The sequence below is a fragment of the Clostridium sp. UBA1652 genome, assembly GCF_002320975.1.
In the GTDB taxonomy this organism is placed as follows: domain Bacteria; phylum Bacillota; class Clostridia; order Clostridiales; family Clostridiaceae; genus Clostridium_T; species Clostridium_T intestinale.
This window is the reverse complement of the sequence record NZ_DCLI01000052.1, coordinates 77,761-95,230: the sequence shown is the minus strand read 5'-3', so window position 1 is coordinate 95,230 and position 17,470 is coordinate 77,761. Positions and strand designations below refer to the sequence as shown.

The 17,470-nt window shown below is 30.2% G+C and carries 12 protein-coding genes; 2 read left to right on the top strand and 10 right to left on the bottom strand.

Features of this window, described 5'->3' with window-relative positions; genetic code table 11:
• Positions 1-160: 160 nt before the first annotated feature.
• A complete protein-coding gene (locus B3N22_RS10500; protein WP_238902822.1) occupies positions 161-388 on the top strand; it encodes a DUF1659 domain-containing protein in 228 nt (75 codons plus the stop codon).
• Positions 389-423: 35 nt separating this feature from the next.
• On the top strand, positions 424-648 hold the full coding sequence (locus B3N22_RS10495) for a DUF2922 domain-containing protein (RefSeq protein ID WP_238902823.1): 225 nt from the start codon (positions 424-426) through the stop codon (positions 646-648).
• Between the two features lie 54 nt (positions 649-702).
• Here B3N22_RS10495 and B3N22_RS10490 read toward each other — a convergent pair whose 3' ends face one another.
• The 10 genes from B3N22_RS10490 to B3N22_RS10445 form a co-directional block, all read right to left on the bottom strand.
• Entirely contained in the window at positions 703-1,395 is a 693-nt protein-coding gene (locus tag B3N22_RS10490; RefSeq protein ID WP_238902824.1) for an aspartate/glutamate racemase family protein, read from the bottom strand.
• A 299-nt stretch (positions 1,396-1,694) separates the two neighbouring features.
• Positions 1,695-5,219 carry a pyruvate:ferredoxin (flavodoxin) oxidoreductase gene (nifJ, locus tag B3N22_RS10485; protein ID WP_238902825.1) on the bottom strand — a complete coding sequence of 1,175 codons (3,525 nt, stop codon included), beginning with the start codon at positions 5,217-5,219 and terminating at the stop codon, positions 1,695-1,697.
• Positions 5,220-5,518: 299 nt separating this feature from the next.
• On the bottom strand, positions 5,519-5,902 hold the full coding sequence (locus B3N22_RS10480; RefSeq protein WP_238902826.1) for an SdpI family protein: 384 nt from the start codon (positions 5,900-5,902) through the stop codon (positions 5,519-5,521).
• Positions 5,903-6,020: 118 nt separating this feature from the next.
• Positions 6,021-8,726, bottom strand: a complete 2,706-nt coding sequence (locus B3N22_RS10475) for a prolyl oligopeptidase family serine peptidase (RefSeq protein WP_286906879.1) — start codon at positions 8,724-8,726, stop codon at positions 6,021-6,023.
• Between the two features lie 98 nt (positions 8,727-8,824).
• On the bottom strand, positions 8,825-9,601 hold the full coding sequence (srtB, locus tag B3N22_RS10470) for a class B sortase (RefSeq protein ID WP_286906877.1): 777 nt from the start codon (positions 9,599-9,601) through the stop codon (positions 8,825-8,827).
• Between the two features lie 166 nt (positions 9,602-9,767).
• On the bottom strand, positions 9,768-12,218 hold the full coding sequence (locus B3N22_RS10465) for a GH39 family glycosyl hydrolase (protein ID WP_286906874.1): 2,451 nt from the start codon (positions 12,216-12,218) through the stop codon (positions 9,768-9,770).
• Positions 12,219-12,494: 276 nt separating this feature from the next.
• Entirely contained in the window at positions 12,495-14,381 is a 1,887-nt protein-coding gene (locus tag B3N22_RS10460; RefSeq protein WP_286906872.1) for an ABC transporter ATP-binding protein, read from the bottom strand.
• Positions 14,374-16,107, bottom strand: a complete 1,734-nt coding sequence (locus B3N22_RS10455) for an ABC transporter ATP-binding protein (protein ID WP_286906870.1) — start codon at positions 16,105-16,107, stop codon at positions 14,374-14,376. The genes B3N22_RS10460 and B3N22_RS10455 overlap by 8 nt, the downstream gene beginning before the upstream one ends.
• Positions 16,108-16,161: 54 nt before the next feature.
• Positions 16,162-16,593 (bottom strand): MarR family winged helix-turn-helix transcriptional regulator, encoded by a 432-nt coding sequence (locus B3N22_RS10450; RefSeq protein WP_286906868.1) that lies wholly within the window; start codon positions 16,591-16,593, stop codon positions 16,162-16,164.
• A 125-nt stretch (positions 16,594-16,718) separates the two neighbouring features.
• The gene (locus tag B3N22_RS10445; protein ID WP_286906866.1) at positions 16,719-17,366 is read right to left on the bottom strand and encodes a YczE/YyaS/YitT family protein; all 648 of its coding nucleotides are present in this window, start codon (positions 17,364-17,366) and stop codon (positions 16,719-16,721) included.
• Between the last annotated feature and the right edge of the window lie 104 nt (positions 17,367-17,470).

The window sequence follows — 17,470 nt, the reverse complement described above, 5'->3', positions numbered from 1 at the left end:
TATTTTTGCACTATTATAGTAATATAATTAAATTTACTATATTTTCCATATAAGTAATAATATAAAATACTACTTTTTTCATCAATAATAGTCACCTTTTATACTTTCATTACATATTGTATAGAGTAGCAAAATATTAAACGAAAGGAGCGATAGCGCTATGTCTATAATAAGAGACCTAAAGACAAAGTCTTTAATTGTGGAAATACAGTCAGGTGTTGATAAAAATGGGCTTCCTACTTTTAAGAAAAAGTCTTTTTCTAATATAAGACTTGATGCAACAGATGCAGATATTCATGCCCTTGCTAAAGCTATATCTAAGGTATTAGCCCCTGAAACTGGAGATTATCTATTAGATGAACTCTCCATTTTATCAGATGCTGAATAGCATGAATTTTATTATAAAGGAAGGAGGTGAAAAATATGCAGTACTCCTTAAGTTTGACTTTTGTCACTGAAAGTGGCGATAAGTCTAATATAACTATTGCAGATGTTAGAAGTGATCTAAGCAATGACGAGGTAACTGAATTAGTTAAATCGATACTAGAGCTCAATGTTTTTACTAGTAAAAACGGATCCTTAGTATCTTTTTATGCAGCGAAATTAACGGAGAAGAATTCTCGTGATTTTGATGTTCAGTTATCCTAAAAATTTAGGGTTCAGCATTTTGCTGAACCCTTCTTTCACAGACGATTTTAAATTTTAATATTCTATCGCAAGCATTGCAGCTTTAGTTGCATGGATTTGTGTCGTATCAAATACAGGCAATAGCGTGTCTTCTTGTCCAATAAGTAAACCAATTTCTGTACATCCAAGTATGACACCTTGAGCTCCATCTTCTTTTAACTTATCTATGATTCTAATATATTCTGATTTAGATTTTTCCGATATAATTCCCAAGCATAGTTCATCATAAATTATATTATTTACTATTTCAACATCGCTATCATTTGGAATTAAAACTTCTATTCCCTTTTCTATCAACTTATCTTTATAAAAATCCTGTGTCATAGTATATTTAGTACCAAGTAACGCAACCTTATATATATTATTTTCTATAAGCTTTTCAGCAGTAGCTTCAGCAATATGTATAATAGGAATTTGTATCTCTTTTTGTATATTAGGTGCTACCTTGTGCATTGTGTTTGTACAAATAACAATGAAATCTGCTCCAGCTTGTTCAAGTTTCTTTGCGGATCCACCTAATATTTCAGCACTTTTATCCCAATCTCCATTGGATTGGCACTCTTCAATCTCTTGAAAATCTACACTATATAGGACAACTTTAGCTGAATGTAGTCCTCCAAGCTGTTTTTTTACAACCTCATTTATTATTTGATAATATGTTACAGTGCTTTCCCAACTCATTCCGCCTATTAATCCTATTGTCTTCATAAAAATCTCTACTCCTTGTCTAACTATTAAATAATATAATTACTATAAATTTATTATTTGTATATTTAATTAAAAGTACTATTTTTTATTATAACAAATTATTATTCTTACCCATATACTATTATTATAATTAAAATCATATATATTTCTCACTGTCACCATCTAACTAAAATTAGCCCCAGTGAAGCAACATCATTAAGTTAAGAAACTTAATAATGTTGCTAACTGGGACTTTTTCAATACCTTTAGATATCAATAATCAAATATAAGTGTTCTTATATGCTACCTTATAAATGTTTTTATTGTGCTGCAAGTTTTTTATATTTCTCATATTTTTCTCTTGCATATTTCTCTGCCGTTTCAAATAGTTCTTCCGCTGCTTCTGGGAAAGTTCTTTGAAGTGAGGAATAACGTGCTTCTCCTAATAAAAACTCTTTAAAGTTTCCTTTAGGTTCTTTTGAATCTAAAACAAATGGATTTTCTCCTTTATCTTTAAGCACTGGATTGTGTCTGTATAAGTGCCAATATCCTGCTTCAACTGCACGTTTTTGTTCTAGCTGAGAAGTGCTCATTCCGCCTTTTAGTCCATGACTTATACATGGAGCATAAGCTATTATAAGTGCTGGGCCTGGATAGTTTTCTGCTTCCTCAACTGCTTTTAAAAATTGACTTTGATTTGCTCCCATTGCAACTTGAGCTACATACACATGTCCATAACTCATTGCAATCATTCCTAAATCCTTTTTCTGAATCCTTTTACCTGAGGCTGCAAATTGAGCAACTGCACCTAAAGGAGTTGCTTTAGATGATTGTCCTCCTGTGTTTGAGTAAACCTCTGTATCAAGTACAATTACATTAACATCTTCTCCAGAAGATAAAACATGGTCAAGTCCACCAAAACCTATATCATATGCCCAGCCATCTCCGCCATACATCCACATAGATTTTTTAACTAAATGTTCCCTATTATTAAGGACTTCATCCACCAATTCTTTTAATTCCCCATCTATTTTTAAATTCTCTAAAGATGATATAAGCTTTCCGCTTAAGAGCTTTGAGGTTTTTCCGTTATTATAGTTGTCGATCCATTCCTTTATTGCTTTTTTTACTAGATTATCTTCAGTAAAATCAAAAATCTTTTCAAGCTTTGATTTCAAATTCTCTCGCTGTTGTTTAACTGCTAAACACATTCCAAGACTGAATTCTGCATTATTTTCAAATAGTGAGTTTGACCAAGCTGGTCCATGTCCATCACTATTGGTTGTATATGGTACACATGGAGCTGCTGCCCCCCAAGCTTGTAGACAACCTGTTGCACTAGCAAGATACATTCTATCTCCATATAATTGTGTTATTACTTTTGCATAAGGAGTTTCTCCACATCCTGCGCATGCCCCTGAGAATTCAAGCAGCGGCTTCTCAAACTGACTTCCTTTAACTGTATTAATATTAGAAGGATTCTCTTTTTTAGAAAGTGATAGTCCATAATACCAGTTATCCATTTCTTGCTTCTGAGTTTCAGCTGGCTCCATCTTAAGAGCTTTTCCTTTAGCTGGACAAGTTTCTGCGCAAACTCCACAACCTGTACAATCTAATACATCAACTTGTATTCTATAGTTAAGATTCTCAAAACCTTTTCCAACAGCTTTTTTAAGTTTAAAACCTTCTGGTGCACTTTTTGTTTCTTCTTCATTCGCTAGGAATGGTCTTATGGATGCATGTGGACAAACAAAGGAACATTGATTACATTGTATACAATTATCTATATTCCAAACAGGAACATCAACTGCTATTCCTCTCTTTTCATAAGCTGATGTACCAAGAGGAACTGTGCCATCTTCCCTTCCTGAAAATATACTTACAGGTAACTTATCTCCTTCTTGCGCATTTATTGGTATAAGGATATTTTTTATATAGTCTGGTAGTCCTGTGGTTTCAGCTTTTTCTTCTTTTATAGCATTCCCCCAAGAGGATGGTATTTTAATTTCTACTAATCCCTCTACCCCTTTATCAACAGCGGCATAATTCATATTAAGAATCTTATCACCCTTTTTACTATAGCTTTTATATATCATTTTTTTCATATGTGCTACTGCATCTTCTATAGGTATTATATTTGCAAGTTTAAAGAAAGCAGCTTGAAGCACAGTATTTATTCTATTTCCAAGACCTATTTCTTTAGCTATACCTGTTGCATCTATTGTATAAAACTTAATATTATGATCATAGATATACTTTTTCATTGCTTTTGGTAGACGTTCCTCTAGCTCTTCCTTATTCCATCTGCAATTTAATAAAAATGTCTTCCCATCTTTTAAGTCTGAAACTATATCATAATTATCTATATAGGATGCTTTATGACATGCAACAAAGTCTGCTTTTTTCACAAGATAACTAGAGCGTATAGGTTCTTTTCCAAAACGAAGATGAGATTGAGTTACTCCACCAGACTTTTTAGAATCGTATGAAAAATATGCTTGAGCATACATATCGGTATAGTCACCTATTATTTTTATTGAATTTTTATTTGCACCTACCGTCCCATCAGAGCCCAGTCCCCAGAACTTACAACTTATAGTTCCTTTAGGTACTACATCTAATTCTTCGCCTATTTCTAAAGAAAGATTTGTTACGTCATCAACTATTCCGATTGTAAAGTTATTTTTAGGAGTTTCTTTTTTAAGATTTTCAAAAACAGAAACAATTTGTGCTGGTGTTGTATCCTTTGAGGAAAGACCGTAACGTCCAGCATATAACTTCGGTCTTTTATCATTATTTATATAGCTTGCACAAACATCTTCATATAGAGGTTCAGCCACTGCACCTGGTTCTTTTGTTCTATCTAAAACCGCTATTGCTTTAACAGTTTCTGGAACCACTTTTAGGAAATGTGTAACAGAAAATGGTCTATAAAGATGTACCTGAACAAGTCCAACTTTTTCACCTTTACTATTTAAGTAATCTATAGTTTCTTCTATTGGTCCACATACTGACCCCATAGCTATTATTATACGCTCTGCATCAGGTGCTCCATAGTAGTTAAATAACCTATAATTCCTTCCTGTAATCTTGTTTATTTCATTCATATAATTTTCTACAATAGTCGGAATCTCATTATAGAATTTATTACTTGCTTCACGTGCTTGAAAGAATATATCTGGATTTTGCACTGTACTACGCTGTACAGGCCTTTCAGGATTTAAAGAATTTTTCCTAAATTCTTTAAGTGCATTTTTATCTACAAGCTTAGCTAAATCATCATATTCTAAACATTCTATTTTTTGAATTTCATGAGATGTTCTAAATCCATCAAAAAAGTGTAAAAAAGGAACACGTCCTTTTATTGCACTAAGATGTGCTACTCCTGATAAATCCATAACTTCTTGTACACTTGAGGTGGATAACATTCCAAATCCTGTTTGTCTACATGCCATAACATCTGAATGATCACCAAAAATTGAGAGAGCATGTGTCCCAACTGTTCGAGATGTTACATGCAGTACTGCGGGCTTTAATTGACCTGCTATTCTATACATAGTAGGAAGCATCAAAAGCAATCCCTGTGAAGCTGTATATGAGGTTGTTAAAGCACCTGCTTCTAATGAACCATGAACTGCTCCTACAGCTCCTGCCTCTGATTGCATCTCTACCAATCTTACTCTTTGTCCAAAAATATTCTTTTTACCCTTTGCTGACCACTCATCTATATGTTCAGCCATAGGTGATGATGGGGTAATTGGATAGATAGCAGCTACTTCTGTAAATGCATAGGACACGTAAGCTGCAGCCTCATTTCCATCCATAGTTTTTATAACTTTAGACATTAATTACTCCTCCATAATTTTCATGATTTAATTATAAGACTTAAATTAAGTTCCTTATTTTATAGAGAAATTTAGATTAAATCTTATACCAATATTAGTATATCATTATAAATGAAAACGTTATATTGTTTTGCCCCATTTTAAAGCTATGGCTAAACACTTTATAATATTGTTATCAAAAGTATATATAATGCTATTAAATCAACTATTTAAATCATAGTTATGTGTTTTTTTGATTAAAAAAAGTCCCTTTAATTGGGACTTTTATATTCATAAACAAAACACTCCTAAAGTATTAATTACTTAATTCTTCTATTTCCATCCTTATCAAAGTTCTTTTTTAATTCCTTCTCAACAGGGAAAATAGATGTAATCAAAAGAATAGTTTGAACAGTTACTACTATTGCAACAACAATACCTTGAATTTTCTCATTAAAATTTAAGATAATAAAGCTAATAATTATTGATAAAAATAATGTTATAAGCCCTAATTTTGTCCATAACTTCCCACAATATCTATGCGCAAAATTCCAAGTTTCCTTGTTTTTCATTGACATTGAGGTTCTATAACCATAAAATCCGTTTATTTTTTTAGGTCCCTGATTTTTAAATGTTATTCCAAAGAACAACATCATTATTGGAATAACTAAATTGCTTACAAATATAAATATTTCTTGCCACATAATTTCTCCCTATTATAAATTAAAATTATCATCACCTATAATAATAACATATTTTGTAAATTCACTAACCCTTCCAGTAAAAAAATCCACCTAAAATTAAATTTTAGGTGGAAGTTTTTTAAGCTGATTTTTTTCTTACAGAAATATATATTCCAGCTATAGATAATGTCATTATTACTAATAGTGGAGCTATTGGTGCTGTATCACCAGTTTTAGGTGCTGTTTTTACATCTGTGTTAGTAGGATTTTTGGTTGGTTGCTCTTCTGTTGGTTTTTCTTCACCTGGAGTTTCATTTTGTTTTAAACTTTGAGCAGCCATCCATTCCATAATACTTGTTTCTTTTCCATTTATTACTTGACTTACTTCATTATTAAATACATATATCCATGACCAATGTCCATTGTATTCATATGGAGTACCATCTGCATTTTTATACAATCCTGTTGTATCTACTACTTTATCAAATAGTGATAGATAAACATTTTTTGCGCCAGCTTTTATTAATCTTTCATAAGTCGGTACAGTGTTTATTGCTGGTGGCAATACTGTATCTGTTGCTGCCGCAACAAACCATATTGGAGTTTCTTTCATTTTTTCTAAGTCAGAATCAGATATTAAACTATCATTTAATCCTTCGCATACTGGGAATGCAGCAGCAAAATATCCTGGATAATCACGAATCATAACCATAGTCATATATCCACCATTAGAGCATCCTCCAATATATATTTTATTAGCATCTATGTCATCATTTTTAGAAACGTAATCTTTTATTAATGACATAAGGGCTTTTGTATAAATTGAAGTTCCATCTAGTTTTCCAGACTCAGTTTGCATCCATCTAGTTGGTGCTTGAGGTGTTAAAACATATGCCCCTCCAAAATAATCTTGTATTTCTTTTGAGGAGAAGTTTACTGCTTTATTTCCTGATATAGGTACAGTTGCATCAGAACCACCTTCTCCACCACCATGAAGCCAAATAACTAATGGATTTTTACCATTATCTTTTGCTGGAGCATAACTTGCATAAGATAAAGTTACATTGTCATAAGTTGCTTTTGAAAGATCAAAATCATCTACTCCTACTTTTATTTGATCTTTAAGTTCATTAGCTACAAGACGTGATATTGTAGTGCTATCAGATACAATATTCTTTTCTTGAGTAATTGTATATTTAGTGTCAATCCATGCATTACCGCCTGACGCTGGAACATAGTTAAATGGTGAACCTAATGTTATACTTGGTCCTATTTCCATTTCTAAAGTTGCGTAGTTTCCTGTTGTTGCTGCATTACCTTTTGCATCAGAAACATAAGCTTTTGTTATCTTTCTATAACCTTCTTGTATTAATGGTGTAGCTAATCTTTTGTCACTTCTAGAAACAAATGCTGAAAAACTATCAGTATTAACAGAACCTTCTTTAACTGCTTGTCCTAAATCAATTACGACTTTTGTAGTTGCTGGACCCCAATCTTCGATTTCTGTAATAGTATTATAGGTAGTAAAATCAGATTTGTTTTGAGATGCTAACCATTCCATAATGGTTGTCTCTTTTCCATTTATAACTTCTTTTGGATCATTATTATAAACATATATCCATGACCAATGTCCATTATATTTATATGGTGTACCATCTGGATTTTTATATAAACCTGTTTGGTCAACTACACTATCATATAATGATAAATGAAGGTTTTTAGCTCCGGCATCTTTTAATCTCTTATGTGTTGGAATTACATAGCTATTTACATCAACTGTAGTATCATCTTTAGATGCAATAAACCACATTGGAAGATCCTTCATCTTTTGAATATCTGAATCTGTGATTAAAGAGTCAGCTAATGCTTCACATGTTGGAAATGCAGCAGCAAAATAATCTGTATACTCTCTAGCCATAACCATAGTCATATATCCACCATTGGAATCTCCTCCGATGTAAATTCTATTTTTATCTATATTACTATTTTTAGAAACATAGTCTTCTATTAATCCCATTAAGGCTTTTGTATATTTAGAATCTTTGCCTCCAAATTCACCGTTTGGTCCTTGCATCCACATTGTTGGTGTTTGAGGTGCTAATACATAAGCTCCATCAAAATATGATTGTATATCTTCTGATGCAAAGTTAGCAGCTTTGTTTGCTGATATTGGAAGAAGTCCATCTGTTCCACCTTCACCCATACCATGTAACCATATAATTAAAGGTTTCTTTTCCCCAGTTGTTTCAGGTGCATAGCTTGCATATTTTAAATTTATATTATCATAAGTTCCACTTCCTACAGTAAAATCATCAACAAGCTTTTTTGTATCTCCTGAAAAAGTATCAATAACTAATCCAGAAATTGTTTCTGTAGGAGTAGTTATATCTTGTACTTGAGTGATTGTATAGTGAGAATCGATCCACTCATTCAAGAAAGTTTTCATACTGAACTGAATTGGTGATGCAATATCTAAAGTTGGTCCTATTTCCATTTCAATAACTACATAATTTCCACTTTCTTGAGCATTACCATCCTTGTCGGATACGTAAATCTTAGTGATGTTACGATCCCCTTCTGATAAAACCGTATCTTTACCTTTTTCAGTTCTCTTTACGTGTACTTTAAATGTATCATTTGATATGGAATCTTTATTAACTGTCTTGCCTAAGTCCACTACTATTCTAGGGATTGCTGCACCCCAATCATGAATTTCAGTAATAGTACTGTAAGAAGTTGACTTTCCATCAGCTGCCAATACTGTTACTCCAGAAGAAAGTATCATAGATGTTGATAACATAAGTGCCATAAAGCTTTTTCCGTATTTGCGGAATCTTTTAATCATTTTTATCCCCCTCCCATTTTAAAAGTTCCTTATATAGAACCTTTTAAACTTAAAACCTATATATTAATGGTTATAAAGTTTCACTTAATTAATAGAAATTATTGTTTTACCATTTTACTGTTTACTACAAAGCGGCTGTCTTTATCATTATTTGTGCATGTAGACAAGGTTAAAACTATGTCATCCTTTCCTACATTTATTCCAGTATCATATAAAGAATTGTTCTTTATTTCCTTTAAGAAATCTTCATATTCTTGGTCTGTAGAGAACTTTTTAATATAACTTTTACCATTATGGGCACTTGTTTTATAGGCAGAAAATATCTCGCATTTATATATTTCATTTTCTGTATATACCCAAAAATATGGAGTACTGTCATAGAAATCTTTATCCATATATTTGTTTAAAATGCTAAACATCGAACCATTTTTCATGTTATGACCATATAGGATTGTATTTTTATCTTTAAAACTTGAATCGTTTTCAAAATCCATAAAAATACTTCCTGAATCATTTTCTGTTTTATTAAAAGTATGATTCAAGTAATAACTATTGTCTGCTCCTTTAACAATTGGATAATTAACTTCTGTGTCCTTAAAAGAAATCCATCCAACAATATCTTCATTAAGCTTTTTCAAACTCCCAAAATCTACTGATAAAATTTCTTTATCCTCACTTTCTGAAATCTTAGAGTCTCTATTAAGATATTTCTGAAGAATTTCATATTCCTTTTCACCTTTTTTATATTCATTAAAAATAGCTAATAGGGAAACTGCTGAATACATTAAGGCAGAGAGACTAATAATAAGTAATGCTAATCTTGTCCATTTTCTCTTTTTGCTCTTATTTCCATCTTCTAATTTCATTAAATTCATAGCACCTACTTTACCTCAATCTACTAAAATTATATCTTTCATCCAATAGAATTTCTTTCCAATAAACGTATGTTTATTTATTTTTTTAATACTCTTTTACTACATTCCCTTCTGTTACTTCTTGTTCACTTTTTCTAACCAAGTCAAAAAAGGGTACATAATTTTTCTATTCCCTAACTACCTCTATTAGCATAACCTCGTGAGGTTGCATATTTTCATCAATTTCTAAATCGTTTTCACAAAAATCATATTCTCTTGTATATCCATATATTGATTTCTGTTTAAGATAATCAAGTTCTTCTTGATATATATTTTTTTGCGATCCTATTTTAATCCACTCATCATAAACAGAACCATTTTCTTGATTTATTCTATATATCTTTTTAGTTATATTTCCATTAACACCTAATAAGGTGATTTTTATATTTCTTATTTTTTCTTTGAATATACTGTACCTATCACTTAAAACTTCCTTTTCGTTGTATTTAATCTCTTCATTTTTAAAATGACAGTAGTTATAGGCTAGTATTTGAATAACCCCTTTAGAATTCTTAGTTACTATAAAGTCCTCGCCTTTTTCTATTATTTGAGATCCAAGTTTATTTAATAGTTTATAAGAATTGTATATAGGTTTTTTAAGTCCGTTGCTAGTAACAAACCCAAGCCCCCCATGAAAAGTATCATAACTAGTTTTTACTTCCTCAAAAATATCAGTAAATGTCCAATATCCCATTCCATCAACCTTATTAAAGTTTTCAACAACATTTTTAACTAAATAAGAAGCTTTGAAGCAAGTATCATGAACTAAATCTCTAGGGTCAGCATTAAGATTCCACTCAGTAATAAATATTTGTTTTTTCAAACCTGGGAAGTTATCTAAGATTTTTATAAGCTTATCTAAATTTTCACTTATATACATTTCTTCAGCATATACACATTCATTAGTGGAGTCTTGGAGAATTAATTTTCCATCCGAATCTATTCCAGAATTCTTAAAAAAGGTAACTAAATCAGTGTTATTCTTAGGCTTAATTGAATAAACTTTTAGAGATATAAAATCAAGTTCTATATTTTCTTCAATAAAGAAATCATTATACATTTTTAAAATATCTGTATTAATTAAAATTTCTATAAAATTATTTATTCCTCCAACTTTTAACTTGGAACTAACCTTTTTTACAGCTGAATAAGTTCTTTTAAAAAACTCCAATGTTTTTCTGCTAACTCTATTTTCAATGGTAAAGTTATCCCAAATTTCAAAACACCAAGAACTAACCTCATCTATCCCATATCTATTTATTAAATGTTTTGTAAAATTTCTAACAAGGCTCTCCCACTTATCTAAGCTTTTTGGGTAACTAATATTTGCTTTCCAATTAAACATATACTTTTTTTCACTAGCAAGGCTTTCAGGCATATAACTTAATTCAATAAATGGTTTTAACCTAACTTCTAATAAAAAATCTATAAGTTCATCTATATAACTAAAATTGAGTTCTACTTCACCATTAGATTTTTCATTATATATCATCATGTCGTCACTAAATATTCCATGAAACCTTATATATCTAAACGGGATTTCTTGTTGAATAGCTCTAAGCTGATGTCTCCATTCTGCTCTTAACCCCTCTGAAGCTCTTCCAAAGCAAATGATTTTATTCCATGAATCTTTTATATCCCCTATAGTCTTCTCACAATTAATAATATATTTTTCATTGACTACATTGTCCTTCTCCGTATTTGAGCAATATTTTTTAATTAAATCTATAATTTCTATATCTTCTAAATTAATATTACTTTTGGAATTATTAATTTTAATTGGATTAGTATTGTGGATATTTTTTCTATAAATTGAAGGAGTCGTATTGTATTTTTCTTTAAACACCTTAAAATAAGATTTAAGATTAGGAAACCCGTTTTCTAAAGCAACATAGGTTATCTTATTTTTTTCACTTTTCAAATCCTTTAGAGATTCTTTTAATCTCACATTAGAAATAAAATCATTTAAAGTTAACCCCATATATTTAGAAAAATATCTAGATAGATATTGAGGGTTTAAGTTCACTTCCTCAGCCAAATCATTTAAAGTTAGCTTTTCTTTATAGTGAATATTAATAAAATTAATCAATTTTTCTATTCTTTTATCTTCTATCTGGGAATTTGATTTTATATATTCCTTTTCATCTATATATTTAGTTGTAAATACTAAAATCAAATCTAAAACTCTCTTTTTAATCTCTAAAGCATAAGACTTTTCCTTTTTTATAAATGATTCTATTATTTTTAAAAGCATTCTCCAAAAACTCTTATCTTCTTTAGTATTTAAGTAAAATCTAATTTCAGAAAAATCTTTATAATAATTGTTAAAGTAGTTACTATCTATATTTAATGCAATAATAACGTTTTCTTCTAAAGGCTCTAATAAATATAGGCTTTCATTATTAACTAAAAATACAGTTCCTTCTGAAAGATTATATGAATTATTGTTAGTTGTAACATTGATCCTCCCCTTTAATATAAAGATTAGTTTCAATTCTTTATTGAAATAGTATTGAGTTTTAGTTACTCCATAGCTGTTAATACTAATTGGAATATCACTTCTTTTCTCAAATATCATTATACCTTCCCCCTTTGACCTTAAATTCAGATTTCACTTCCATCTGTTAATATAATCCAGCAAATATCATACCAAAACACTAAAATAGCTCTAAATCAACTTTCTATTTAATAAATCAATGTAGTGTTTGTGACTTTTTCCTTAGTGTTTGAATATTATTCTTGAGTGTTTAGCCTTTATAGTTATTATAAAATAATTTAATTTTCATAATAAAAATAGCTGATACTAAGAACCTCAAGCTCCTAATATCAGCTATTTAATATAATATATATAATTTTAAGAAAGTTCAAAAGCTCCTGTATAAAGCTGATAATACCTTCCTTTTTGATTAATTAAGTCATCATGATTTCCTCTTTCGATTATCTTTCCTTGGTCTAAAACCATAATAACATCTGAATTTTTAACTGTAGAAAGTCTGTGTGCAATTACAAATACTGTCCTGCCTTTCATAAGTTTATCCATACCTTCTTGAACTATCTTCTCTGTTCTTGTATCTATACTTGAAGTAGCTTCATCTAATATTAAAACTGGTGGATCAGCAATTGCAGCTCTTGCTATTGTTAATAGTTGTCTCTGTCCTTGAGATAGACTTCCTCCATCACCAGTAATAAATGTATCATAACCTTGTGGTAAATGTCTTATGAAAGTATCTGCATTTGCAAGTTTTGCAGCTGCTATTACTTCATCATTTGTAGCGTCTAATTTACCATATCTAATATTATCCGCTATAGTTCCTGTAAATAAATGAGGATCTTGAAGTACCATACCAAGAGATCTTCTTAAATCGTCCTTCTTTATTTTATTGATATTTATATGGTCGTATCTTATTTTCCCATCTTGAATATCATAGAATCTATTAATTAAATTTGTTATAGTAGTTTTACCAGCACCTGTAGCTCCAACAAAGGCTATTTTTTGGCCAGGTTTTGCATAGAGATTTATATTTTTTAGTATTAATTTTTCATCTGTATATCCAAAATCAACGTCATCAAATACTACTTCTCCTAAAAGCTTAGTATAGGTAACTGAACCATCTCCATGAGGATGTTTCCATGCCCATATACCAGTTCTCTTATTAGTTTCACTTAATGTTCCTTGTTCATCTTCATTAACATTAACAAGGGTCACATATCCCTCATCCTCTTCATGTTTTTCATCTAAAAAATTAAATATACGTTCAGCTCCTGCTAAAGCCATAACTACAAAGTTGAATTGTTGCGACATCTGCCCTGTTGTTTGGCTGAATGCTCTTGTTAGTTGAAGAAAAGCTGCAAGTCCTCCAATAGTAAAGCCAGCAAAAGAGTTTATTGCTAAAGTTGCTCCTAAGATAGCCATTACAACATAAGTTATATACCCAATATTACCTATTATAGGCATTAGTATATTTGCAAACTTATTTGCATTATTAGCACTATCACGTAAGGCATCATTTATTTTGTCAAAGTTAGTCTTCGCTTCTTGCTCATAACCAAAGACCTTTACTACCTTTTGACCTTCCATCATTTCTTCTATATAACCATTTACTTTACCTAAATCTTTTTGTTGAAATCCAAAGTACTTTCTACTTTTTCCCCCAATAAATTTAGTAACATATGACATAATAGCTATAGCTATTATCTGAACAATTGTAAGAGGGATACTTAAAAATATCATAGAAAAAAATATACTTACAGCTGTTATTATAGCTGCTAGAAGCTGTGGAATTCCTTGACTTATCATTTGCCTTAAAGTATCTGTATCATTAGTATATAAACTCATTAAATCTCCATGAGAGTTTCTATCAAAAAAGCTTATAGGTAACTTTTCCATATGTGAAAACATATCATCTCTTATTTTCTTTAACGATCCTTGAGAAATTACAATCATTATACGGTTGTATATATAGGTACACAAAACTCCTACATAATAAATAGCAGCCATAGTTAATACTACTTTAAGTAATGGTGCAAAATCTATATTTGACTTATTCATAAGAGGAGCTATATAATCATCAATTAAGTTTCTAAGAAACATGGTGCCTATAACATTAGCTATAGAACTTATTATTATAGCTATAGTAACAACGAAAAATAGAAACTTATATTCTTTAACTACATAGTTTATTAATCTTTTTAATGTTTTTAAAGAGCTTACATTACCTTTAAAATTCTTATCTTTATTCATCTTTATCAGCTCCTTTAACTTGTGATTCATAAACCTCTTTGTATATATTATTACTTTCTAATAATTCTTCATGAGTTCCAAATCCATCTATAAGCCCATCATTTAATACTATAATCTTGTCAGCATCTTGAACTGAAGAAATACGTTGAGCGATAATAATCTTTGTTGTATTAGGTATTGTTTCTATAAAGGCTTTTCTTATGAGAGCATCTGTTTTAGTATCAACTGCACTAGTTGAATCATCTAAAATTAATATCTTAGGCTTTTTAAGTAATGCTCTTGCTATACAAAGTCTCTGTCTTTGTCCACCAGATACATTAGTTCCACCTTGCTCTATGAAGGTATCATATTTATCTGTAAAACTTTCTATAAACTCAGATGCCTGAGCCTGTTTACATGCCTCTATTATTTCTTCATCTGTTGCATTTTTGTTTCCCCATCTTAAGTTTTCTTTTATAGTTCCTGAGAACAGTACATTTTTTTGAAGCACCATGGATACTTCATTTCTAAGTGTTTCTATATCATACTTTCTAACATCAATTCCACCAACTTCTACTGAACCATCTGTAACGTCATATAGTCTTGGTATAAGTTGAACTAAACTAGATTTAGAACTTCCTGTTCCACCTATAATTCCTATTGTTTCTCCTGAATTTATCTTTAAACTTATATTGTCTAGTACCAAGTTATTTTTATTAGTTTTATAATAAAAACTAGCACCCTTAAATTCTATAGATCCATCTTTAACTTCATATATTGGATTTTCTCCATTAGTTAAATCACTTTTTTCATCTAAAACTTCTACAATTCTTTCAGCAGATGGCCTAGCTATAATAACCATAACAAATACAAAAGACATCATCATAAGGCTCATCATTATATTTGCAGTATAGGTAAATAAACTCATTAATTCACCTGTTGTCATAGTGTTTGAAACTATCATTTTAGCTCCAAGCCAAGACAAAAGTAATATACAAGTATAAACAGTAAACTGCATAATAGGTCCATTAAGAATAACTAGCTTTTCTGCTCTCATAAAGTAATCATAAAGAGTTTTTGATTCTTTATAGAACTTATCTATTTCATGATCTTCTCTTACATATGCCTTAACAGCACGAATGCCTGTTAGATTTTCTTGAACACTAGCATTTAAATCATCATATCTTTTAAATACTTTTACAAAGTTTGGATGTGCTTTCATAATGATAGCATACAATACTACAGATAGAAAAATTATTGCTCCTAAAAATATAAGTGCTAATTTCCAATTAATATAAAAACACATTAGCATAGCAGAGATTAGCATAAGAGGTGCTCTTGAAAACATTCTTATTATCATTTGAAATGCATTTTGAACGTTTGTAACATCAGTAGTTAATCTAGTGATAAGCCCCGCTGTTGAATATTTATCTATATTTGAGAAAGAAAAGTCCTGTATATTATAAAACATTCCTTTTCTTAAGTTTCTTGCAAAACCAGATGACGCACTAGCTCCAGTTTTACCAGCAATAATTCCAAATGTAAGTGATAAAAATGATGCTACAAGCATTCCAATCCCTACCATTGTTACATACTTTATATCACCTTTGCCTACCCCATTATCGATTATCCAAGCCATTAGGAAGGGAATCATAACCTCCATTGCCACTTCTAATCCTATATATATTGGAGTCATAATTGTATCTTTTTTAAACTCTCCAATATAACTTGCTATTTTTTTTACCATAACCTACCTCCTCATCTTTGTTAGACTTCTAACTAATCACTTAAAAAAAATTGCCTAATCAGCAATTTTTTTCATTAATCTATCTATTAATTCAGTTAGTATTTCTAATTCTTCATTACTCAATTCATCTCTTAATGATTTTTCAAATTCAAGTATATAACTATAAACCTTGTCTTGAATTTCAGTTCCTTTATCTGTAAGGATTATCTTCTTAAGCCTTGCATCCTCACATACACTTACTCTTTCTATATACCCGTTCTTCTCCATAAGTTGAAGAACGCTAGTTACAGAAGATCGTCTAGTATCTAACTCTTCTTCTATATCCTTTTGAAATATTGATCTTATCTTTGTTTCACGATTCAAAAATCCAAGTATCCTTGCTTGAACCCCAGTCAAACCATATTTAGATGCTTCTTTAGCTATTTTTCTATGAACTCCATGTGATAAGATATTAATCTTTTTCCCTATGTAGATTTCTTTATCCACTACTTTACCTCTAATTGTTAGACTTCTAACTAATTATAAAATTCTTAAACTAATTTGTCAATTATTTTTCTAATTTTGAAAATCAGTATAGTTTAATAACAAAGAGAATAACATGAAACTAAACACTATTCTCTAATTAAAGATAATTTTCTTAAGCTTGGACTCATAAGCTTCACAAAAAGATCTAACATAGGTCCAAAAATCAACATTGCTATTATAGTACCTTCTCTTACCGTCATAGAATTTTTGAAGATAAATGTAATTATTAAAGATATTATAATTGCTATTATATCTACACCTTGTCTTATCGAACCAAAGTTTTTATTAATCTTTTTTGCTAAAACCATACAACATGATTCTAGTGGAAAACTAATAAGATTAATTGCAGTAATCATAGCTATACCTAAAGCACACATTACTACAGATAAAATAAACAAACTTATACTTATAAAATAATTATCAATTATAATTTCTGATAAAACTTTGTATATCATAAAATTAACAACAGTTCCTAATAATATTGAAACACCTATCTGAGCCAAGTGATTAAATCTAAATACATCTTTTAAAATAAAGATTTGTACCAAAACACAACTAATATTAAGAATCATAGAAAAAGTTCCTACTTTTAAGCCTAATACCATTGATATACTTTGGCTTAATGCATCCCATGCACCTACCCCTATTGCTATCTTTATTCCTAAGCTTGCCCCTATAGCAGTTATAATCATAGCTATAGCCACCATGATAATCCTATTAATTTTTTTATTCATCTAATACTACTCTCCTTAGTAAATCTAATTCATACACTAAAAATATACCACAACCTTAACTCCATAAATTATCTATTTCTGAAAATCAAATATATTTCCTTAAA